Annotated in this window: 27 protein-coding genes; 18 read left to right on the top strand and 9 right to left on the bottom strand. The window is 33.2% G+C overall.

The genetic code is table 11. The features are described from left to right. The first annotated feature begins 87 nt into the window (after nt 1-87). Nucleotides 88-558: a DUF420 domain-containing protein gene (locus CDZ89_RS12455; protein WP_100333758.1), complete on the top strand. Its 471-nt coding sequence runs from the start codon at nt 88-90 to the stop codon at nt 556-558. A 40-nt stretch (nt 559-598) separates the two neighbouring features. On the opposite strand, the gene ytvI is transcribed toward CDZ89_RS12455, so the two are convergent. Further along, nucleotides 599-1,657 (bottom strand): sporulation integral membrane protein YtvI, encoded by a 1,059-nt coding sequence (gene ytvI / locus CDZ89_RS12450; RefSeq protein ID WP_227521503.1) that lies wholly within the window; start codon nt 1,655-1,657, stop codon nt 599-601. A gap of 287 nt (nt 1,658-1,944) precedes the next feature. Here ytvI and CDZ89_RS12445 point away from each other — a divergent pair, with 287 nt between their 5' ends. Beyond that, on the top strand, nt 1,945-2,292 hold the full coding sequence (locus CDZ89_RS12445) for an Asp23/Gls24 family envelope stress response protein (protein WP_100333756.1): 348 nt from the start codon (nt 1,945-1,947) through the stop codon (nt 2,290-2,292). Nucleotides 2,293-2,311: 19 nt separating this feature from the next. Here CDZ89_RS12445 and CDZ89_RS12440 read toward each other — a convergent pair whose 3' ends face one another. After that, nucleotides 2,312-2,668 (bottom strand): YugN family protein, encoded by a 357-nt coding sequence (locus CDZ89_RS12440; RefSeq protein ID WP_100333755.1) that lies wholly within the window; start codon nt 2,666-2,668, stop codon nt 2,312-2,314. A 393-nt stretch (nt 2,669-3,061) separates the two neighbouring features. Here CDZ89_RS12440 and safA point away from each other — a divergent pair, with 393 nt between their 5' ends. From safA to CDZ89_RS12425, 3 genes are all read left to right on the top strand, one after another. After that, nucleotides 3,062-3,682 (top strand): SafA/ExsA family spore coat assembly protein, encoded by a 621-nt coding sequence (gene safA / locus CDZ89_RS12435; RefSeq protein ID WP_100333754.1) that lies wholly within the window; start codon nt 3,062-3,064, stop codon nt 3,680-3,682. 12 nt (nt 3,683-3,694) lie between these two features. Next, the gene (locus CDZ89_RS12430; protein WP_100333753.1) at nt 3,695-4,111 is read left to right on the top strand and encodes a CBS domain-containing protein; all 417 of its coding nucleotides are present in this window, start codon (nt 3,695-3,697) and stop codon (nt 4,109-4,111) included. A gap of 204 nt (nt 4,112-4,315) precedes the next feature. Then, entirely contained in the window at nt 4,316-5,374 is a 1,059-nt protein-coding gene (locus tag CDZ89_RS12425; RefSeq protein ID WP_100333752.1) for a CAP domain-containing protein, read from the top strand. A 22-nt stretch (nt 5,375-5,396) separates the two neighbouring features. Here the strand turns inward: CDZ89_RS12425 and CDZ89_RS12420 are convergent, their stop codons facing one another. Together CDZ89_RS12420 and CDZ89_RS12415 are read right to left on the bottom strand one after the other, a co-directional pair. Beyond that, nucleotides 5,397-5,756, bottom strand: coding sequence for a hypothetical protein (locus tag CDZ89_RS12420; RefSeq protein WP_096154760.1), 360 nt, complete (start codon nt 5,754-5,756; stop codon nt 5,397-5,399). A gap of 41 nt (nt 5,757-5,797) precedes the next feature. After that, on the bottom strand, nt 5,798-6,286 hold the full coding sequence (locus CDZ89_RS12415) for a PaaI family thioesterase (RefSeq protein ID WP_096154759.1): 489 nt from the start codon (nt 6,284-6,286) through the stop codon (nt 5,798-5,800). 135 nt (nt 6,287-6,421) lie between these two features. Between CDZ89_RS12415 and CDZ89_RS12410 the strand changes: the two genes are divergently transcribed. The 4 genes from CDZ89_RS12410 (at nt 6,422) to CDZ89_RS12395 (ending at nt 8,157) form a co-directional block, all read left to right on the top strand. Then, the gene (locus tag CDZ89_RS12410; protein ID WP_096154758.1) at nt 6,422-6,835 is read left to right on the top strand and encodes a YlbD family protein; all 414 of its coding nucleotides are present in this window, start codon (nt 6,422-6,424) and stop codon (nt 6,833-6,835) included. Nucleotides 6,836-6,851: 16 nt separating this feature from the next. Further along, complete coding sequence (locus CDZ89_RS12405; protein WP_100333751.1) at nt 6,852-7,091, top strand: YlbE-like family protein; 240 nt, start codon at nt 6,852-6,854, stop codon at nt 7,089-7,091. Nucleotides 7,092-7,185: 94 nt separating this feature from the next. Beyond that, the gene (locus CDZ89_RS12400) at nt 7,186-7,623 is read left to right on the top strand and encodes a hypothetical protein (RefSeq protein ID WP_096154756.1); all 438 of its coding nucleotides are present in this window, start codon (nt 7,186-7,188) and stop codon (nt 7,621-7,623) included. 90 nt (nt 7,624-7,713) lie between these two features. Beyond that, nucleotides 7,714-8,157, top strand: a complete 444-nt coding sequence (locus CDZ89_RS12395; protein ID WP_096154755.1) for a YlbF/YmcA family competence regulator — start codon at nt 7,714-7,716, stop codon at nt 8,155-8,157. A 40-nt stretch (nt 8,158-8,197) separates the two neighbouring features. Here the strand turns inward: CDZ89_RS12395 and CDZ89_RS12390 are convergent, their stop codons facing one another. Further along, nucleotides 8,198-8,530, bottom strand: coding sequence for a hypothetical protein (locus CDZ89_RS12390; protein ID WP_096154754.1), 333 nt, complete (start codon nt 8,528-8,530; stop codon nt 8,198-8,200). Nucleotides 8,531-8,791: 261 nt separating this feature from the next. Here CDZ89_RS12390 and CDZ89_RS12385 point away from each other — a divergent pair, with 261 nt between their 5' ends. Then, nucleotides 8,792-9,067, top strand: a complete 276-nt coding sequence (locus CDZ89_RS12385; protein ID WP_096154753.1) for a YlbG family protein — start codon at nt 8,792-8,794, stop codon at nt 9,065-9,067. A 47-nt stretch (nt 9,068-9,114) separates the two neighbouring features. On the opposite strand, the gene CDZ89_RS12380 is transcribed toward CDZ89_RS12385, so the two are convergent. Then, complete coding sequence (locus CDZ89_RS12380) at nt 9,115-9,504, bottom strand: DUF7147 family protein (protein WP_096154752.1); 390 nt, start codon at nt 9,502-9,504, stop codon at nt 9,115-9,117. A gap of 525 nt (nt 9,505-10,029) precedes the next feature. Here CDZ89_RS12380 and rsmD point away from each other — a divergent pair. After that, nucleotides 10,030-10,584, top strand: a complete 555-nt coding sequence (gene rsmD / locus CDZ89_RS12375) for a 16S rRNA (guanine(966)-N(2))-methyltransferase RsmD (RefSeq protein WP_096154751.1) — start codon at nt 10,030-10,032, stop codon at nt 10,582-10,584. Nucleotides 10,585-10,603: 19 nt separating this feature from the next. Continuing rightward, complete coding sequence (gene coaD, locus CDZ89_RS12370; RefSeq protein ID WP_096154750.1) at nt 10,604-11,086, top strand: pantetheine-phosphate adenylyltransferase; 483 nt, start codon at nt 10,604-10,606, stop codon at nt 11,084-11,086. A 22-nt stretch (nt 11,087-11,108) separates the two neighbouring features. On the opposite strand, the gene ylbJ is transcribed toward coaD, so the two are convergent. Further along, nucleotides 11,109-12,353 carry a sporulation integral membrane protein YlbJ gene (gene ylbJ / locus CDZ89_RS12365; RefSeq protein ID WP_096154749.1) on the bottom strand — a complete coding sequence of 415 codons (1,245 nt, stop codon included), beginning with the start codon at nt 12,351-12,353 and terminating at the stop codon, nt 11,109-11,111. Nucleotides 12,354-12,737: 384 nt separating this feature from the next. Between ylbJ and CDZ89_RS12360 the strand changes: the two genes are divergently transcribed. Together CDZ89_RS12360 and CDZ89_RS12355 are read left to right on the top strand one after the other, a co-directional pair. Further along, nucleotides 12,738-13,535, top strand: a complete 798-nt coding sequence (locus CDZ89_RS12360; protein ID WP_096154748.1) for a patatin-like phospholipase family protein — start codon at nt 12,738-12,740, stop codon at nt 13,533-13,535. Then, complete coding sequence (locus CDZ89_RS12355) at nt 13,525-14,544, top strand: SepM family pheromone-processing serine protease (protein WP_100333750.1); 1,020 nt, start codon at nt 13,525-13,527, stop codon at nt 14,542-14,544. The genes CDZ89_RS12360 and CDZ89_RS12355 overlap by 11 nt, the downstream gene beginning before the upstream one ends. Before the next feature lie 37 nt (nt 14,545-14,581). On the opposite strand, the gene CDZ89_RS12350 is transcribed toward CDZ89_RS12355, so the two are convergent. Beyond that, nucleotides 14,582-15,823, bottom strand: a complete 1,242-nt coding sequence (locus CDZ89_RS12350; RefSeq protein ID WP_100333749.1) for a nucleotidyltransferase — start codon at nt 15,821-15,823, stop codon at nt 14,582-14,584. 212 nt (nt 15,824-16,035) lie between these two features. On the opposite strand from CDZ89_RS12350, the gene CDZ89_RS12345 reads away from it, so the two are divergent. From CDZ89_RS12345 to CDZ89_RS12330, 4 genes are all read left to right on the top strand, one after another. Next, the gene (locus CDZ89_RS12345; RefSeq protein WP_096154745.1) at nt 16,036-16,560 is read left to right on the top strand and encodes a YceD family protein; all 525 of its coding nucleotides are present in this window, start codon (nt 16,036-16,038) and stop codon (nt 16,558-16,560) included. 59 nt (nt 16,561-16,619) lie between these two features. Beyond that, a complete protein-coding gene (gene rpmF / locus CDZ89_RS12340) occupies nt 16,620-16,793 on the top strand; it encodes a 50S ribosomal protein L32 (RefSeq protein ID WP_096154744.1) in 174 nt (57 codons plus the stop codon). 477 nt (nt 16,794-17,270) lie between these two features. Next, nucleotides 17,271-18,044 (top strand): enoyl-CoA hydratase/isomerase family protein, encoded by a 774-nt coding sequence (locus CDZ89_RS12335; RefSeq protein ID WP_096154743.1) that lies wholly within the window; start codon nt 17,271-17,273, stop codon nt 18,042-18,044. A 95-nt stretch (nt 18,045-18,139) separates the two neighbouring features. Continuing rightward, entirely contained in the window at nt 18,140-18,748 is a 609-nt protein-coding gene (locus CDZ89_RS12330) for an RsfA family transcriptional regulator (RefSeq protein WP_100333748.1), read from the top strand. A 55-nt stretch (nt 18,749-18,803) separates the two neighbouring features. On the opposite strand, the gene CDZ89_RS12325 is transcribed toward CDZ89_RS12330, so the two are convergent. Then, nucleotides 18,804-19,265 carry an N-acetyltransferase gene (locus CDZ89_RS12325; RefSeq protein WP_176483736.1) on the bottom strand — a complete coding sequence of 154 codons (462 nt, stop codon included), beginning with the start codon at nt 19,263-19,265 and terminating at the stop codon, nt 18,804-18,806. Between the last annotated feature and the right edge of the window lie 186 nt (nt 19,266-19,451).

Genomic DNA, 19,451 nt, shown 5'->3' with positions numbered 1-19,451 from the left:
TTTTTAAAAAATATGCTCTAATTATTCGTTTGTATAGTAGTAATACATTATGAAACGTACTCAAATACAAGAAAGGAGATTCATCTCTTGGATACTTACTCAATTCCAGTTTTACCAACTATTAGTACCTTTTTTATCGTATTAAGTGCTATTTTTGTTGCGATAGGTTGGTACTTAATTGCAAAAAGAAAAATTGAAGCTCATAAAAAGACAATGTACTTAGCTGCCATTTTTGCAATTATTTTCTTTATTATCTATTTATCTAGAACTGTCTTTATCGGAAACACAAGTTTTGGTGGACCAGACGATATAAAGATTTACTACACAATATTTTTACTCTTCCATATTGTATTAGCAACTGTTGGAGCAGTACTTGGTCTCACTACGTTATGGACCGGTTATAAAAATAAGTTAGAGCGTCATCGGAAACTTGGACCTATAACTTCATTAGTTTGGTTTACTACAGCTATTACAGGTGTGGCTGTATTTCTTTTACTATATGTTATTTATCAAGGCGGAGAGACGACTTCTGTTTTTAGAGCAATTTTAGGTTATTGAAATGAAAAACGTGTTAAGGAATTGTCCTTAACACGTTTTTTTATATTTTGAAATTTGTTTTAATGATGCCTGCTTCTCTTGCAGAGTTAAATGCGATTAAGATCAGTGGGCCTACGATGAACCCAAGGATACCTAATAACTTTAAACCGATGTACATGGCAATCAGTGTGGCAAGTGGAGATAAGCCTATGTGAGAACCCATTACTTTAGGTTCAACAGTTCTTCTAATAATTAATAGGACAACAGCAAGGACGGCTAATTGTGTACCTAGACCAATATCTCCTGTAATTAGATGGAATAACGCCCATGGTCCTAAAATAACGATCGAACCAATAATCGGAATAAAGTCTATAATCCAAATAACAAAAGCCATGATTAATGCCACTTCCGGAGCGATGAATAACAATCCAATAAACGTAACAACAAATATAATAATACTCACTAAAAATTGTGCTTTGAAAAACCCAAATACAACATACGAAAGTCTTGAACTCATAAACTTCACTTTATCAGCTGTAGATTCTTTTAGATGGGAATAAAATCCTTCTTTTAATTTAGGCATATCAATTAAAAATAAAAATAATGCGATTAAGTAAACAATAAAGCTAACTAAATAATTAGGTATATTCGTAAAAATGTGTTTTATGTTTTGGATGTTTACCAAGTCGGTTAAGTATATGCGTAAATCATATAGGAATTTGTCTATTTGATCACTAATTTCAATAACAACCTCAGGTGGTAAATCTTCATATTGTTTATGTAAATCTGTTTCGAAGTCACGCCAAACTCTATTTACTTCGTTTATATAAGATGGTGCATTTTCCACTAAACTAATTACTTGAGTAATAACTTTAGTAGTTATAAAATATCCACCTACACCTATAGAAACAAGGAATAGCAAAAATACAATCAAAACAGATAAACTTCTTTTAATATTTACCCTTGTATATAAAAGGCGAACAATTGGTTCTAAAAATAAAGCAGTAATAAAAGCAATAATAATCGGTATAGATACAGGTAAAATAAATATTCCAATCGCAACAATCGCGGCAATTATAAGAAAAGTAAAGACAGTGCGTTTTGTTAAAAATGTAGCCAATAGAGTGCTCCTTTCTAAAACCATACTTCTATACTATAGATTATAGTATGCTTTTTCACTAATGAACAGTATTGTAGAAGGAAAATAGTAAAAAAGTATTTTTTCTTTTCACCATTTTGCTGGAAGTGAATATACTAACCACGATATTGAAGTTACTATTTTCTCCATTTACTGTTTTTATAGATATATCCATACACCGTTAGTTTATCAATTAGAAAACATATTTTATGAAACGAACTAATTCATTACTTCTTCGAAAGAAATCTTCTTGAAAAGGAGTTTTTAACATGAGAAACAAACAAATTGGTCAAGTCAATACCATTATTTTGGATACAATTACTTCTGTTTGCATATCAGATATTGACGGAATTGAAGAAATGAAAAAAAGTGGACTTCAAAAACTGTTAGATATTTTAATAAAGAAATGTAATGAAAATCCAAAATATGAAAAACATCAAAATGTAATTAGTATTTCGATATTTGTTGAAGTTATGTTTGGTGAGAAAATTGTTGAAAAATGTTTTTGCTTGCAAAGGTATTTAAAAGAAGATGTTGAATCACTTACCGGATTTAAAGTGGAAAGTATAAACGTTTATGTAAGAAAAGTAATGTATAAAAAAGAAAAAAACGCATGATAAACATGCGTTTAAAAGTTTACTTAATTTTCTCCATCTGTTCTTTAGCTTGCGCTAATAAAGATTTAGAAGTTGAAACAATATTGTTAGGGAATGTTTCACCATCACCATATTCTACACCGTGTGGGTAGTAGTGTTTACCTAATAATGGAGGTAGTAATTGTATAACCGCGTGTTTTCCACCAATATCGCCTTCTTGAGCATAACCTTGAACACGTAAATAGAAAGTGCCGTCTTTACTTTCGAATTTTCTATCAAATGTTACGCGTTCGTAATCCCACTGTCCCGCAAGAACAAATCCTAATTCCTCCATAATGACAGTAAGACGATCTAATTCTAAAGATTCGTTTTCAATTCCTGTATTTTCTAATCTCATGTATGTAGACTCCTTTCAAAACTTATACAGTATAATTATGTTCCTAATTAATAATAGTACGAATGGAGACAACTTTCAATGTTTGTCTTAAACTAATCTTCAATTCTCTATTCTTTTTTAAAAAATTGTCATGATTTTATCAATTATGGTGAAACTAAACAAGAAAAGCAGAGGGCATTTGCTTAGCGGCGTATAAACTGGACCCCTCTGGTAGGAGATATAGGAAACACGAAGAGTTACGTAAGGAACGATTCGATGTTGACTTATCGTACGGACGGAGGGGGAAGTTTGATAGCCGTTAATGCCCGTAGCTAGACAGCAAGAAAAGCAGAGGGCATTTGCCTTGCTTCGAGTTTGGTGTTGAGAACTTATATAAAGGAAAGGAGGGGTAGGTTGAAAAGGATTCTTTCCATTATTCTTATTGCTCTGGGAGTTTGTTGTGCTCTGCCAAATACATCAAGTGCGCAAAGTACAGATACATATACAGTAAGAACAGGAGATTCTCTGTGGAAAATTGCAGTCAAATATCAGGTTGGTATATCTGAAATAATAAGTGCTAACCCTCAGTTTTCTAATCCTAATCTTATTTATCCTGGACAAAGAGTAACAATACCATTAATTGATGAAGTAAAAGCGGTTGAACGAGAAGTTATTAGACTTACAAATGCCGAAAGAGCAAAACATGGCTTACCTGCGTTGAAAGAAGACTGGGAGCTTTCTCGTGTAGCAAGGTATAAATCTCAAGATATGAGAGATAGTAACTATTTTGCACACAATTCACCGAATTATGGTTCACCTTTTACGATGATGAGAAACTTCGGTATTAATTACCGTACAGCAGCCGAGAATATCGCTGCTGGGCAAAGAAGTGCACAGGAGGTAGTTCAACAATGGATGAACTCTCCAGGCCATAGAGCAAACATATTGAAGAATGACGTCACTCATATTGGTGTCGGGTATGTAGAAGGCGGTTCCTATCGAACATATTGGACCCAAATGTTTATTTCAAAATAAGAAGGTGAAATCATGCGATCTGTAAAAGAAGTAATGTCAACCAATGTGGATGTTTGTACTCCACTAGATAATGTATTTGAAGTAGCTACAAAAATGAAAGATTTAAATGTTGGGGCAATTCCAATTGTAGAAAACAACCAAATAATTGGAATGATTACAGACCGTGACTTAGTTGTAAGAGGTATAGCAGAAAAACATCCAGGCTCTAATCCAGTAACTAACGTTATGAGTGAAAACTTAGTTACTATTTCTCCTGATGCTTCTTTAGATGAAGCTAGTAAATTAATGGCAGAGCACCAAATTAGAAGATTACCGGTTGTGGAAAATGGCCAATTAGTAGGAATTGTTTCATTAGGTGACTTAGCTACAAATCAATATTCAGACGATAGTGCTGGAGATGCTTTAAGTGAAATATCCGAAAATCATTAATAAGTAAAATGTAAAAGGACTGCCTTTCGTGGGTAGTCCTTTTGTATTATCTTTGAAATTATAATTGAATGTAGATTTTGGGGTTTGTATAGGAAGGAAGTGGGTAAAAATTATAGTGAGTTATTCTTGAATCTATTAATTCTTTAAAAAAATAGAATAAAAACAAATCTATTAAATATAGTATTTATAAAGGAGGGAGCAAATTTGAGAGGGGTATTATTTTTATTAACACTATCATTTGTCACTATCATTTTTATTCAATATCAACCGAATATAACAGATGAAAATGTCCTAACAGATACTGAGATAGTGGAGGAACTTGTAGTTGTAAAAAAAGAAATAGATACTAATGAATCCGAAGTAAAAGATACTATAGAGTTAAATGGAATAGGACTATGGATTGGTAAAAGTGTATACGAGTTAAAGGAACATTTTGGGGAACCAAACAGGATTGATTTATCAGCGTACGACTATGATTGGTATATTTATAATGAAGATTTACATAAATACGTACAGTTTGGAATACAAAATGAAGAAATTGTCACTATTTTTGTAGTAGGCGATCAAATTAATAATCAGCCATTTATTATTGGAGAACAATATGAAGCCTTAAACGTAACACTCAACTTTGAGGAACAATTGCAACTAAGTTATGAGAGTGGTTCGTATAGATTTCAACTAAGTGAAGAGGAATTACAAGTAAGACCAATAATTGAACTTGAAAACATTTATGTTCAATTATACTTTGATTCTTTTGAAGGTACATTATCAAGTGTTAGATATTTAAATGCGGAGACTTTATTAAAACAGAGACCTTATGAGCTTGTTTATCGTGGTTCACTTATTGATGCTAAATCATTATCGCCAAAAGAATGGGAGCTCGTTGAGAAAGGGGCTAATGAACAAATATTAGATTTTACAAATATTATAAGGGAACGATTTAATCTTACTACAGTTCAATGGGACGAAGAAACAGCGAAAGTTGCATATAATCACAGTAAGGATATGAGTGTTAACGAGTATTTTTCACATACTTCGCCAACTACTGGTGGGTTATCAGAACGACTTACAGAAAGCCAAATCCTGTATAGGTTAGCTGGAGAGAATATTGCAGCAAAGTATGTCGATGGATTAGCGGCGGTTGAAGGCTGGTTAAATAGTGAAGGGCATAGAAATACATTGCTAAATGAACGTTTTACACATTTAGGGGTAGGTGTTTATGAAAAGTACTACACTCAAAACTTTATTCAATCGTGGCGATAGGAAAGCATTTTTTGCTTTCCTATTACTTTTTTATATGTTCCCATCTAGAGACAATAAAAACATTTTCATGCCACAATCCTATCAACCTTAACTGGTCGCCTACTTTTAAAGTAGGTTGTTGCCAATCTGGTGTATCTGGCATTTTTATTTGGGTGGATACGATTTTATTTTGGTGTGAAAGTTTTATTTCTGTAATCTTGATAAAGTAATGGTAATAAAATCTTTCTCTTTTATTGGAAATTCCTTTTATAACCCCATCTAAGATTGATTCCTCTTTCACCTCAGAAACAGATAACCATCTCTTCTTTTGCTTTTTTATTTCTTTTACGGATATCCACCAAAAGTAGATAATTAAAATTGGAATGACTACAGCAGTAACCATAAAATCACCTTTTCAATAACTTATTAGTACTAAAAGCAAAATTACTTTTTATCAATAACAAAAAAACTACCTGTAGCATGCGCAACGATTTTGTTTGCTTCGTTTGTCATTTTACCTTCTACAACAATTAGCTTGGATCCTTGATGAATAACATTGGCGGTACAAGTAAAATCTTTTGCAACTCCAGGTCTCAAGAAGTTAACTTTTATTTCCGACGTAACAGTTGTTTTCCCTTCTGGACAAATTTTTGATGCTAGTGTGCCCATAGCGGTATCAAGAAATGTTGCACTAAATCCTCCATGTAAAATGGACAAGGAATTATCTAACAAAGTACTGTTGGTCATTGTCATTTCTAATGTTTTCTTTTCTGAACAAAAGTTTATAGTTGTAAAGTTTAATAAAGCTGAAACAAAGGTACTGTGCTTTTTATTTCTTCTCGCCTCTAGCGCTTCTAAAATTAATGAAGCTTCTTCTCGTTCCGTCTCTGATGCTGTATGTAAAAACTGTTCCCATTTAGTTTGGTAATCCATTCTTAATTTTCCCTTCTTTCCATATTCTCTTCCTTATCTTATCAATCATCATTCATTGTGAAAAGAAAATAGGCGCACTATTTTCTTTATTCGTAATAAAATAAAATAGGCAAATGTAGTGAAAGAGGTGAGAGGATGGCTACTTCAAAACAAAAACATCCAAGTATTGAGAAATTCAAAGATTTTGTAAAAAGACATCCAAAACTAAGAGATCAAGTAAAAAGCGAGCAAAAAACATGGCAGGAATTATTTGAAGAATGGTATTTATTAGGGGAAGAAGATGAAATGTGGGTAAGTTTCCGCGATAAAACAGAGCCAACAATTAGTAGCGATAGTAATAAAAGCTCTGAAGATAAAACGGATATCATCCCACAAGTATTAAGTGCTCTAAAAAAAATGGATACAAATCAAATACAATATTATTTAACAAATGCTAATCATGCAATTGGTAATATCCAACAGCTAATTCAACAGTTTATTCCAACAAACAGTAAAGGCAACTCTACTTCACAAGGACCTAGAAATCCGTTTTCATTTAGAAAGGATTAAGAATGGATGAGTGATGATGCGTAAAGAAGTATTTGATTATATTCAAAAAAAGAAAACGTTACAAAATTTTATAAGAGAACAACCAATTTGGTATCGTAAGTTAAGTAGGAATCCAGAAATTCTTCAAGATCTTGAACTAGCATCAATGTATCATTACAAACAAACAATTCCACATAAAGTACAAAAATTCCAAGATTCTGTTCAAATGGCATCAATGATGGTGCATATGTTTCACACAATGAAGAATATGGATTGATGAATTTACCCGTATTTCATTGATAATAATTGAATAGAAAAGTAACTCTCTTCCAACAATAAGGGTAGAAGTAGTAGGAAGGGAGTTTACATAGATGAATAAAAAGTGTTTATTAGCTTTATTGAGTATTCAATTAATAATGCTAACAGGGTGTAGAGATAATCCAGAACCACCAGAAGCGGAAGTTTCTGCAATGTTACCTAGTACATTTACAGATATTAACATGAAAACAACTAAAAAGGAAAAAGCAGAATTAGGAATGTCAGTGCATCACTTTATAAAAAACGAAAAAATATATGTGGAGTGTATAGTAGAACCAAATTTTGAATTTTCATCTAAAACCGGAACAAACCAAGAAGGAAAAGGTTATATAGAATTACAAGTTGATGGTAAAAAAATGGATGAGTTTACTCAAGGAGCCTTTATTATTAAAAACTTGAGCAAAGGAAAACATACTATTACTTTAAAGTTAAAAAGGTTAGATGGAACAGAGTACGGTATCTCAAATAATTTCACAGTAACTTTACCTTAAACAGTTTATATAATTCCAGGGGCGGTATTGCTACTGCCTTTTACTTTTCTCTTATACATGATATGATACGTTTTGGAGGTGTGTTTTACTATGATAGCCACTCTTGAAAGACTACAATTAGTAGAAGGTGCAGAACAATTGGCAAAAATGGTGCTTCAATCTGATATTTATGAAGACTATTTACGCTGTTTATATAATTTACGAACAAATAAAGAAGCTATGGAAATAGTCTCTAAATTTGTTGCTATAAAAGAAAAACACGAAGAGGTACAACGATTTGGCAAGTACCACCCAGACTACCGTCTAATTACAAAAGAAACTCGTGATATAAAGAGAACATTAGATTTAAATGAAACAGTAGCAACTTTTAAAGAAGCGGAAAACGCTATCCAGAAATTATTGGATGAAATTAGCGTACTACTTGGAAGAGCTGTTTCAGAGCATATTAAAGTTCCAACTGGAAATCCATTCTTTGACTCGATGTCAAGTTGTGGTGGAGGATGTGGATCAGGAGGAAGTTGTGGTTGCGGTTAAAAGTAAGGACTGACATTTTGTCAGTCTTTTTTAGTATCATTCAATGTTTATTTCTTTTTAAAATACAATCTTCACAAAAGTTTCCGCAACAAAACATTTTTTCTTGTGGTACATAAAATCTATGTCTAAAAACACAAGTACCATCTTGTTTTCTAACGAATTTTGTTCTACTAGTAATTCTTTTTTTGTACATCGCTATTTTTGCACACTTTTCAATGATCGATAAAATATCCATACAATTTACATTCGGGTTTGTTTCAACATAAAGAAAAGGTATTCCAGTAATATCTTTTCGATAACAATGAACAATGGAGTTTTCATGTTCATGTTTTAACTCTCTTAAAAATATAGCCCACACTTCATGTAATGCCATAAGAGTTCTCCTTTATCGCTTAATTCTATTAGATTTACTTGCAGATTTTATGGAACATGCTAAAATTAAAATAATTGAATTAATTTTAAAATTTCGGTTCGTCTATCGAAAAACGATTTTTCTTTATGATACCGTATTAAGTGTTACATTAAAAATGTCACTATTATTAAATAGGGTATAATCATTCGTTTTTCGTTTAGTTGTCATGCATGATGAAGCGGACTCAACTAGTAACTTTTTCTATTCAAAGGGGATAAACTTATGTTGACTGGAAGACAAGGTGTCTTCGTTTGGTTGTATACATTAAAACAAGCGAAACAACTTAGAAGATATGGTAATGTTTTATATATATCAAAAAAATTAAAGTACGTTCATTTATATTGTAATATGGATGAAGCAGAGGGAATAGTAGAAAAACTACAAAAACTATCATTTGTAAAACGCGTGGATGTATCATATCGCCCTTTTCTTAAAACAGAATTCGAAAACTCACGTCCAGATAAAGCGAAAGAGTATGATTATAAAATGGGATTGTAAAAAGCAAAGCAGTCGATGTTAGAATCGATTACTTTGCTTTTTTGTTTTTATTGTAATGGTGGAATGAATCTGTTCATTCTTAATATTCCAATTAAGTATTGGAAAAATAGTGCTTTCTCTGCGAAGAAATTAGATGGTTTTACGTCAAATTCAATAATGTGTTTCCCTAATTCTTCTCCTAAGCTTGCGAAAAGTTCATGACGTTTATTCGGTAGATGATTAGGGTTAGGTATACCTTCTAAACAAATGTACATTGCTTGAAAGTCACCTGGTTTTGTAGGTTTCATAATGACGGAAAAAGAAGTAACTTCCTTTCCGTCTTTTTTTGTATGTAACATAAATAAATGTTCAACACGATTTTTATTATGACGAGCTAATTCAAACAGTTCGTATATGTCAGAATAACCTTCACCTAATTCAATAAAACGTTGGATCATAAATATCACCTCTAAAAAAATTTACCTTCCTTACTTTATCATTTTCTATGTACGTGAATCAATTTCAAATTTCGGTTCGTTTAATGAAAAACGATTATTTTAGTGTAGCACATATAAATATATGTTCGTTTATTAAGGTGTATAAACACAGAATACGATGCTATCATTCGTTTTTCGTATAGTAGTCATACATTTTGAACGGACTCACGTAATAAAGAAAAAAAAACCCTGCACTAAAAATAGTAGCAGGGTCCTTCTATCACTTAATTCACATTAAGTTTAGAAGGCAAAGGGAGAGGAGAAACCGGAGGAAGAACTTATGGGGAAACGTAAGTCTTCTCCGCGGTTGGCAACAACATCACACAAAGGATGTTGTTACCCTAAGTATGAACCAAAAGATGGAAGTATATACCCAAGAGGCTTTTTTTATTTATTAATATGAAATTCTTTTGAAAAGTTGTCGAATATGGTAGGATATTGGTGACTTAATTTAACAAACTAATAGAAAAATATGCGGTGATGATAATGAGAGTAATTTCAGGAGTATATAAAGGTAGACAGTTGAAAGCGGTTCCGGGGATGAACACTCGTCCAACAACAGATAAAGTGAAGGAATCCATCTTTAATATGATTGGACCATATTTTGAAGGTGGAATAGCACTGGATCTTTTTGGTGGCAGTGGAGGCTTAGGAATTGAGGCACTAAGTAGAGGTATAGACAAAGTAGTTTTTGTAGATAAAGACGGCAAAGCTATTCAAACAATAAAGAAAAATGTAGAAGAGCTAAAGTTAAACGATTCGGTAGAGATTTATAGAAATGATGCGATAAGAGCTCTAAATGCCATTAATAAAAGAGAAGATATACGTTTTGATTTAATATTATTAGATCCTCCCTATAAGCGTCATCAATTAGAATTACTACTTGAAACCATTGAGGAATATAAGCTTCTAAAACAAGATGGTATTATAATGGCTGAGCATAGTAATGAAGTAAAATTGCCAGACATCATCGGTTCATTACATATTAGTAAAAAAGAAACATACGGAACAACAGTAATCTCAGTGTATAAACAACAATAGGAATAAGGGGGTAGGGGAAATGACTAGCATTGCAGTTTGTCCAGGAAGCTTTGATCCAGTTACATTAGGACATTTAGATATTATTAAAAGGTCTGCAAAAGTTTTTGATACGGTGTATGTTTGTGTTTTAAATAATTCTTCTAAAAACTCGTTATTTTCAACAGAAGAAAGAGTAGACTTATTAAGAGAAGTAACGAAAGAATTGCCAAATATTAAGATTGATTCATTTTCTGGCTTATTGATCGATTATGCTAGAAGTAAAAAAGCAACATCTATTGTTAGAGGATTAAGAGCAGTTTCTGATTTTGAATATGAGATGCAAATAACTTCTGTAAATAGGGTGTTAGATGACAACATCGAAACGTTGTTTATGATGACAAACAATCAATATTCTTTTTTAAGTTCTAGCATCGTAAAAGAAGTTGCGAAGTATAATGGGGACGTTTCAGAGTTGGTTCCACCATTTGTGGAGCAGGCGCTAATTAATAAATATAAATCTTAGATGAAAAAGAAGAAGGGCTTTGTCACATACGAGTCCTTCTTCTTTTTTGGTCTGTAAATGTAATGAGAATATAAATCGTTAAAAACAGAAGAGTAAGTGGCGGTCCAATAGTAGCTAACGTATCCATAGTCTTTTCTATAAATCCCTTTTCTATAAAAGGGGAGAATACCGGAACGTCAACACTCGAATCGTGAAAGCCGCTAAGCTTTTTGTTTAAAGGCTCCCAAAGTATATAAGCTAACGTTGCAGCAAAAAAAGCGTGTAAAATACGGGCCAAGAAAAATGGGGTGAATCTTATATCCGTTTCAGCAAGTATGCTAGCCACTTGCGCCTGTACGCTAAACCCACAGAAAGCTAAGAAAAAGCTTGTAACGATAACCTGCTCCTTTAATCCTACTCCTGTTACTTCACTTGTTAATTTTGCTCCTAATGTTATTTCAAAGATCCCAGAAATAAGCGGTAAGCTAAAGTCCTTAGATAGATGAAAAATACTCAATAAGACACTAACTAAACCTGCGATAAGAGCTGTAACATTCACTAACGTAAGAATATTATTTAATACCGAAAATAAAATAATAAATCCGCCAATCATGAGTAATGTTTGTACAGAAGAAGAAACAGCATCCCCTAATAATTTACCGAATGGCTTATTATTTTTTATTCTCGTTCGGTGTAGTTGTCTAAACGCTTCTTTTAAAGAAGATTTAACTTGTTTTGACGATTTTCCTTCTTGTTGAAGACTTTCTTTTTCTTTCCCACCATGAAACCTCATTGCTACTCCAACAAGTATGTTACCTAAATAGTGTGCCATTGCTAAAATGATTCCTATTTTGGGATTATGGAAAAAACCAATGGAAATAGCCCCAAATATAAATAGAGGATTAGATGAATTTGTAAAAGAAACTAGTCGTTCTGCTTCTATCTTTGTTATTTGTTTTTCTTGTCTTAATCGAGCGGTTAGTTTAGCTCCTGACGGATAGCCAGATGCCATCCCCATTGCTAGAACAAAACCACCTACTCCTGGAACACGGAATATCGGTCTCATTAAAGGTTCGAATAATACTCCTATAAAAGCTACGACACCAAAAGCTATTAGCAATTCACTAATAATGAAAAAAGGAAGTAAAGAAGGAAAAACTACTTCCCACCACATCTTTAATCCACGAATCGATGCTTCTAATGCTACTTTGGGAAAGAGAATTAATGATACGGTTAAAAAAGTAATGATGAATGCAAAGATTATGGTCCTAAGTTTTGATAAATCCAATGGTTCTTCCTCCCAATCAACAAACTGAAAATAATTTTTGTGTTTTTTCACTTGACTAAGTTTTAGAACGCTGTTGATTGTAACACGAGTCTCCGCTCCCCGCTTCTCCCCCGCAGGAGTATCCAACTTGTGCTACAATCAACAGCTAGAATGTAAAAAAACGCAAAATCAGCCTTTATCTCAGCATTTTTCTAAAGTTCAAAAATTGATATTTCCTTTATTTGAGTTTATTTGTTCAAGAATGAACGGGTTTTTGTTAGAATAGTAATTATTAACTGTTAAAAATGGTAATTGTAAAAATAGTTGTCCATCTACATTTCAATATACGAGCATAGCTATCTTATTTAGAACAAATAATTCGAACTTCCTTTGGGGGTAATAAGGTTGAGTAAACCAAAAATTGCAATTGCACTAGGTTCTGGTGGAGCTAGAGGATTTGCCCATTTAGGTGTTTTGAAAGTATTAGAAGAAGAAAATATACAGGTAGACTATATTGCTGGAAGTAGTATGGGAGCGTTGATAGGTAGTTTTTATGCAACAGGTCATGACATGGATCGAATGTATAAGATAGCTACTGCCTTCCAACGTAAATATTATTTAGATTTTACCGTCCCGAAAATGGGTTTTGTAAGTGGAGATAGAGTGAAACAACTAATTTCCATGTTCACCCACGGGAAGAATATTGAAGACTTAAAGATTCCATTCGCCATCGTTGCAACTGATATTGAAAAGGCCGAAAAAGTAGTATTTACGAAGGGGTCAGTTGCTGAAGCAGTTAGAGCTAGTATTTCCATTCCGGGTATCTTTGTTCCGGTGCGAGTAGATGGCCGTCTATTGGTAGATGGTGGAGTCTTAGATAGAGTGCCTGCATCAGTTGCAAAAGAAATGGGAGCTGACATAGTCATAGCGGTTGATGTATCACAAGTAAAAAGTAATGACGGAATACACTCTATTTTTGATGTTATATTACAAACCATTGATATTATGCAAAATGAACTAGTAAAAAGAAGTGAATTAGAAGCGGATGTTATGATTCGTCCCCCTGTTGCTCATTTTAGCTCGAGGGCCTTCACAAATATCGATGAAATAATCCGTATTGGGGAAGAAGAGGCAAGAAAACAATTGCCTGTCATTAAAAAAGTTTTGCAAGACTGGAAGGAGCGGCACGAGGGTGAAGAATAGATTTTTAGTAAGGTCATTAGTATTAGGTATTATATTAGCACTCCTATTAAATTTTATAACGTTACCTTACTATGTAACGAGACCAGGATTTGCTCAAGACTTACAACCTATTGTGGTAGTTGAGGACGGGTATGATCATGATGGTAAATTTATGTTAACGACCGTTAAAATGGGTAAGGCGAACATTTTTACTTATTTGTATTCTAAATGGAACGATTATTATCTTACTTATCCAATAAAAGATATTTTGCAAGAAGGAGAAACGGACCAAGAATATACAAACCGTCAATTATATTACATGGAAAACTCTAAAGAAACAGCAATTAAGATTGCTTATGAAAAAGCCGAGAAAGAAGTAACGGTCGACTCACGTGGAGTTTATGTACTTCGAATTGTAGCAGGTATGCCTGCGGAGGACGTCCTGCAATTTGGAGATAAAATAATTTCAGTTAATGGAGTAGAAACAGCAACAGCAGAAGCTTTCATGGATCTAGTAGCCCAAAAGAGTGTGGGAGATACAATTAGCATAACTTTAGTTCGTGATGGTAATGAAGAAGGTGTTTCCGTTACATTACAGCCATTTCCTGATGATAAGGAAAGAGCTGGGGTTGGTATTCAGTTAGTAACAGACTTTGACGTAAAAACGAATCCTTCTATTGAGATTGACTCTGCCAAGATTGGTGGGCCATCCGCAGGTTTAATGTTTTCACTTGAAATTTATAATCAATTAACAGAAGAAGATGTTGCGAAAGGTTATAAAATTGCAGGTACTGGTACGATAAATGAAAACGGAACAGTAGGACGTATAGGTGGGATTTCACAGAAAATTGTGGCAGCACATAAGTCAGGCGTCGACTTTTTCTTCGCACCAAACGAAAATGGTGCGACCAATTCAAACTACTTAGAAGCAGTAGCAGTTGCGAAAGATATTGGCACTCCAATGCAAGTTGTACCGGTGGATACATTTGATGACGCAATTAGCTTTTTACAAGAACAACAACCAAAATAAACAAAAAAACCGCATATTTGCGGTTTTTTTGTTAGAATTAAGATAAAAAAGTTTGGCCTTTCTCATCGAAGCGAATTGGTGGTTGAGAAAATTCTTTGTTTATAAAATTACTTCTTACAGGCTCAATTAAACTCATGGAATATGCAACGGTCGCTCGTTTATCAAGCTCTAACATATGGTCAGCATTGCGTCCAATCTTCGTTACTAGTGGCACTGTTAACTCCTTCTTTATAGAGCTTAAATAATCTTGTCCTGCTTTAGACATGCCTAATAATCGAATATAGTTACTTCTATTATCTTTAGAAACCATCTTCATTTCTTGTTTTTTTGTATTTGTTAGTATATGTGTACACATCCGTTGAAGCCTTGTCCATGTATACCTCTTTGTTTTTAATTTAGTCATAAATTCATGGTATGTAGTACTATTTTTAATTATTTCTTGTATTCTGTTTTCTAGACCTTCTTCTACCTCATAAATGTCTGCAAGTTCGGAAATACTACTACTTAATACCTTATATTTTAATAAGGAAAAATAGTCTTCCCAACGATGATAGGTAGAGTGGTGTTTCTTGTACTCTAATAGTTGCTCATATGTTTTGATGGGAACATAGTTTTTTATTTCTTCAATCGTATTCGTCTCAAATAGATGCTTTCTTATACTAGTTGCACTTGCAATAGGTGAGGAATGAAAATGTTCGTCATGGTAGCCAGCTACTGTTCTTTCTATAGTTGAGGGCACTACCTTGCTATTTTGTTCTTTAATAGCTTTCACATAATGAAATCCAAGTATATTGTTAGGTTTTGTTAAATCAAGTGGTACTTTTTCATTCGTAAATTGTAAAAATGCTAAATTAGAGGCTTTAGGAAAACTATTACCTTCCTTAACAAATTTTTGAACAAGTCTATCATATGTTTCTTTCTCACTCTTAAGAAGTTCATATGTAATCTCAAAATCTTGAATATTTCCTTGTTCACTTCCAAAGCAAACAAAATCACATTTTAAACTAGAAAGAATGGAAATGGCCCCATTTGCAAACATTTCTGCTTTTTGTGTAGCAAATGCATATGGTAGTTCTATGACGATATCAATTCCATTAAGTAGAGCCATTTTTGTTCTTGTCCATTTAGAAACGAGGGCTGGCTCGCCTCTTTGTAAAAATTGGCCACTCATAACAGCAATTACTATATCCGCATCAGTTTGTTTTTTTGATTGTTGCAAATGAAACAAATGCCCATTGTGAAATGGATTATACTCTACTATGACACCTAAAGTTTTCATAAGCACATCCCCTAATAAAATATTTTCATTATTATCTATTCATCATGTTGTAAATACATTATAATGTACTAGTTGTAAAAGTTTCGCTTTCCTTTAATAAGAAAAGCATATTTTGACAATAATTATACAGTAAACAAGTGTAAAGAAAAAATATTGACAAATATAACTATGAAAGCTATAATTACTTTTGTTGCCTTGAGGTGATTTGTTTGTTGAAATGGACATTATTCCAGTTAAATCAGTTACAACATAGAGGATTACTTATTGATGAAACAATAGATGTTACTGAAGAAGCAAGATCTATTGAAAAAAATATTCGATCTGTAAGACCTGTTCATGTGACTGGTCGAGCTGATTTAAGTTCTAAAAAAGCTACTTTTCATTTAAAAATTGAAGGTAGCATGATATTACCGTGTTCACGTACATTAGTGGATGTGGACTATCCAATTAATATTAATACTACTGAAACTTTTTTATTTGAGCCTGTTAGTTACGAAGGAGAAAACGAGGAATTGCATTACATTGAGGGTGATGTTGTTAACCTAATTCCGATTATTGCGGAAAGCATTGCACTTGAAGTACCTTTGCAAGTCTATAGTGAAAATCCTGATTCTTCTGAAGCAGCTCCACAATCAGGCAATGGTTGGGGTGTTATTACAGAAGAAGATCAATCTGAAAAAATTGATCCTCGTTTAGCAGGCTTAGCTAAATTCTTTGATAAAAACAAAGAAGAATAGTTTTACTGGTAGGAAAAAGCAGTAATGAAACTGCGACTCTCTTTAAGGAGGTGGGAAAAATGGCTGTACCTTTTAGAAGAACATCTAAAACTGCAAAAAGAAAACGCCGTACACATTTTAAACTACAAGTTCCTGGTATGGTAGAATGCCCAAGCTGCGGTGAAATGAAATTAGCTCACCGTGTGTGCCCAGCATGTGGAACATACAAAGGGAAAGAAGTAGTAAATAAATAGTAAATAAAGTGATCACTTTATTTAATAGACCAAAAGCCTGGTATCATATGATATCAGGCTTTTGGTTTTTTCTGGAATAAATTTTTATATTCCCTATTTGTGTTAAAGCTTATTGATTACAATTTAATACAAATACCTGTTGATTTCCGTGCAATGCTTAGACTCCTGCGGGAGACCCCACAGGCGCTTACGCCGAGGAGTAGGTTTTTTCACGACAGTGAAAATAACCTTCCTTTTTACCGACCGAGGAAAGCGAAGCCTTGCGCGGAAATCAACAGTTTCCTGTTATACCGCCATTTCGTTATAGCGTAGATTTGTAAAAATATAATTTTATCTGGAAATTTGGGTTTAAATCCAAAAGAAAGAAATTTATCCATAATTTAAAGATATATCTCGAAAAAACATTATATATCCGTATTTCCATCTTGTAATCCTAATCTGATTTCCTTAAAGTCATAATAAAGGGGGAATTACAAAATGCAGCACCAATCAAACAAAACAATCAAAATAATAGATAATCAAAATATAATGTGGTTTACAATCAATAGACCTGAAAAACGTAATGCGATAGACTTCGATGTAATGGATTCTTTGAAAAATGCACTATTAGAAGTGAAGGGAAATAAAAAAATTAGAGGATTTGTGATTACAGGTAGTGGAGATAGAGCCTTTTGTTCAGGAGGGGATTTGTCTGTATTCCATTCATTACGTACTAAAGAGCAAGCCTACGATATGCTAAGTAAGATGGGTAGTATTTTATATGATTTAATGGTATTACCAGTACCTACATTTGCGTATCTTAACGGAACAGCTGTAGGAGGGGGCTGTGAAATTGCTAGTGCTTGTGACTTCCGTATTGCCAAACAAAATGTAAAGGTAGGTTTTATTCAAGGAAAGTTAGGTATTACAACTGGGTGGGGAGGAAGTAGCATGCTTCTTGAGAGAGTAAACTATCCGGAAGCTATGCAAATGCTGTACTCTAGTAAACTTTACGAAGCAACAGAAGCTAAAGAAATAGGGTTTATTCAACATGTTGTTACAAAAAATTCTTATGGAGAACTAATGGGAAAAATACATAGTCAAATTGCTCCATCTGCTAATGTGTTAAGAAGCTATAAGATGGTCGCTATTCAAAAGTGGGAAGCTTCAAATTTAAAACAAAGAATGTTAGATGAAATAGAACAATGTTCCATACTATGGGAGAAAGACGAACATCATGATGCGGTTGATCAATTTTTAATGAAAGAATAAAGTGTTGTCCTACATACTTTTGCTAGTATTATTAGTCTATCTTTTTTCCAATTCGCATATGTATAGGATAAAAGCGTGTTTGGAGGGAGAATGGTATGTCGACTATTCGTCAAGATGCTTGGTCACAAGATGAAGACTTATTACTGGCAGAAGTAGTGTTGAGGTATATTAGAGAAGGTGGAACACAACTTGCAGCATTTGAAGAAGTAGGAAAAAAACTATCTAGAACTTCTGCTGCGTGTGGATTTAGATGGAATTCGTTTGTTCGTAAACAATATAAATCTGGTATTGAGCTAGCAAAAAAGCAAAGAAAAGAGTCAAAAAAAGGTGTAACTCCTAATGTGAGCTACGAGACAAATGAAGTTCAATCTGTGCTTACAGAAGAACAAACGGATACTTTGTCCATTTCAAACATTATCACATTTTTAGGTCAACTGGAGGAAATGGAAGCCAGCTATGTAAAATTACAAATGGAGAATCAATACTTAAAACAAAAAATTATAAAGTTAGAAAATGATATCAATTTCCTCACAGAAAAAAAGCGCGAGCTAGAAAGATCAATGAACTTAGTAGAAGAAGATTATAAAGCACTAATAGAAATAATGGAAAGAGCACGAAAAATGGTTGTGTTACAAGAAGAAGAAAAAAGTAAAGTGAAGTTTCAGATGGATAGAAACGGGAATTTAGAAAGAGTTCAAAAATAAATAAAAAATAACAGCTACCGATATCGGTAGCTGTTATTTCGTGAATATAGTTATTTTATTGGGCACTTACACCTTCGGGATACCAAACTAAAGGATTTTCACCTAAGTCACGTTCTACATCATACGTCACAGGGGTGAAGCCCATTTTAGTCCAGAATTCTGCTGATTTAACTTTTGGATTTGTTTTAATTGGTAAGTCAAAGCTTTTTGCAAAATTTACTAACTCTTTTCCGAAACCTTTATTTTGGTAGTTTTGTAGTACTTCTAATTTCCAGAGCTCTAAATAGTCCTGTTTTGGATCGAAGTATTTATCAAACTTTTTGTCAACGCGATATAAACTCATACGAGCTACTAGTTTTTCCCCATAATAAATACCGTAAAAAGGGGATTCACTATCATTTTCAATCATGTTATCTTGTAAATCTTCTAACATAGATAACTCTTGCATACCGTATTCTCTAAATTGTTTAAACTCTTCTAATGTTTTGTAGTTAATATTTAGTTTCTTAACTCCCATTGCAATTCCCCCTTTTTTCTACATTGCCATGAAATTGGATGCTTGGTGTTAATTACATCTCAATTGTATTCTTTATTATCATATCAAATGATAATTGTAGAATGAATAATTCTGAAACAATTACTATCATTATATAACAAAATAACAAATAATTCTGCATTATTTTCGTAAGCGTTTGCAATTTGT

The organism is Bacillus alkalisoli, from assembly GCF_002797415.1.
Lineage (GTDB): Bacteria > Bacillota > Bacilli > Bacillales > Bacillaceae_I > Bacillus_CD > Bacillus_CD alkalisoli.
This window is presented reverse-complemented; position numbering and strand designations above follow the sequence as displayed.

What these genes read in the sequence shown, in the direction of transcription:
- CDZ89_RS12420 (WP_096154760.1), bottom strand. Translation starts at nt 5,756, where the DNA reads ATGGTTACTGCTGTAGTCATTCCAATTTTAATTATCTACTTTTGGTGG.
- CDZ89_RS12380 (WP_096154752.1), bottom strand. Translation starts at nt 9,504, where the DNA reads ATGATCCAACGTTTTATTGAATTAGGTGAAGGTTATTCTGACATATAC.
- coaD (WP_096154750.1), top strand. Translation starts at nt 10,604, where the DNA reads ATGACTAGCATTGCAGTTTGTCCAGGAAGCTTTGATCCAGTTACATTA.
- CDZ89_RS12390 (WP_096154754.1), bottom strand. Translation starts at nt 8,530, where the DNA reads ATGGCATTACATGAAGTGTGGGCTATATTTTTAAGAGAGTTAAAACAT.
- CDZ89_RS12395 (WP_096154755.1), top strand. Translation starts at nt 7,714, where the DNA reads ATGATAGCCACTCTTGAAAGACTACAATTAGTAGAAGGTGCAGAACAA.
- CDZ89_RS12430 (WP_100333753.1), top strand. Translation starts at nt 3,695, where the DNA reads ATGCGATCTGTAAAAGAAGTAATGTCAACCAATGTGGATGTTTGTACT.
- CDZ89_RS12445 (WP_100333756.1), top strand. Translation starts at nt 1,945, where the DNA reads ATGAGAAACAAACAAATTGGTCAAGTCAATACCATTATTTTGGATACA.
- CDZ89_RS12415 (WP_096154759.1), bottom strand. Translation starts at nt 6,286, where the DNA reads ATGGATTACCAAACTAAATGGGAACAGTTTTTACATACAGCATCAGAG.
- rpmF (WP_096154744.1), top strand. Translation starts at nt 16,620, where the DNA reads ATGGCTGTACCTTTTAGAAGAACATCTAAAACTGCAAAAAGAAAACGC.
- CDZ89_RS12330 (WP_100333748.1), top strand. Translation starts at nt 18,140, where the DNA reads ATGTCGACTATTCGTCAAGATGCTTGGTCACAAGATGAAGACTTATTA.
- CDZ89_RS12400 (WP_096154756.1), top strand. Translation starts at nt 7,186, where the DNA reads ATGAATAAAAAGTGTTTATTAGCTTTATTGAGTATTCAATTAATAATG.
- CDZ89_RS12335 (WP_096154743.1), top strand. Translation starts at nt 17,271, where the DNA reads ATGCAGCACCAATCAAACAAAACAATCAAAATAATAGATAATCAAAAT.
- CDZ89_RS12385 (WP_096154753.1), top strand. Translation starts at nt 8,792, where the DNA reads ATGTTGACTGGAAGACAAGGTGTCTTCGTTTGGTTGTATACATTAAAA.
- CDZ89_RS12440 (WP_100333755.1), bottom strand. Translation starts at nt 2,668, where the DNA reads ATGAGATTAGAAAATACAGGAATTGAAAACGAATCTTTAGAATTAGAT.
- CDZ89_RS12325 (WP_176483736.1), bottom strand. Translation starts at nt 19,265, where the DNA reads ATGGGAGTTAAGAAACTAAATATTAACTACAAAACATTAGAAGAGTTT.
- CDZ89_RS12350 (WP_100333749.1), bottom strand. Translation starts at nt 15,823, where the DNA reads ATGAAAACTTTAGGTGTCATAGTAGAGTATAATCCATTTCACAATGGG.
- rsmD (WP_096154751.1), top strand. Translation starts at nt 10,030, where the DNA reads ATGAGAGTAATTTCAGGAGTATATAAAGGTAGACAGTTGAAAGCGGTT.
- CDZ89_RS12405 (WP_100333751.1), top strand. Translation starts at nt 6,852, where the DNA reads ATGCGTAAAGAAGTATTTGATTATATTCAAAAAAAGAAAACGTTACAA.
- CDZ89_RS12410 (WP_096154758.1), top strand. Translation starts at nt 6,422, where the DNA reads ATGGCTACTTCAAAACAAAAACATCCAAGTATTGAGAAATTCAAAGAT.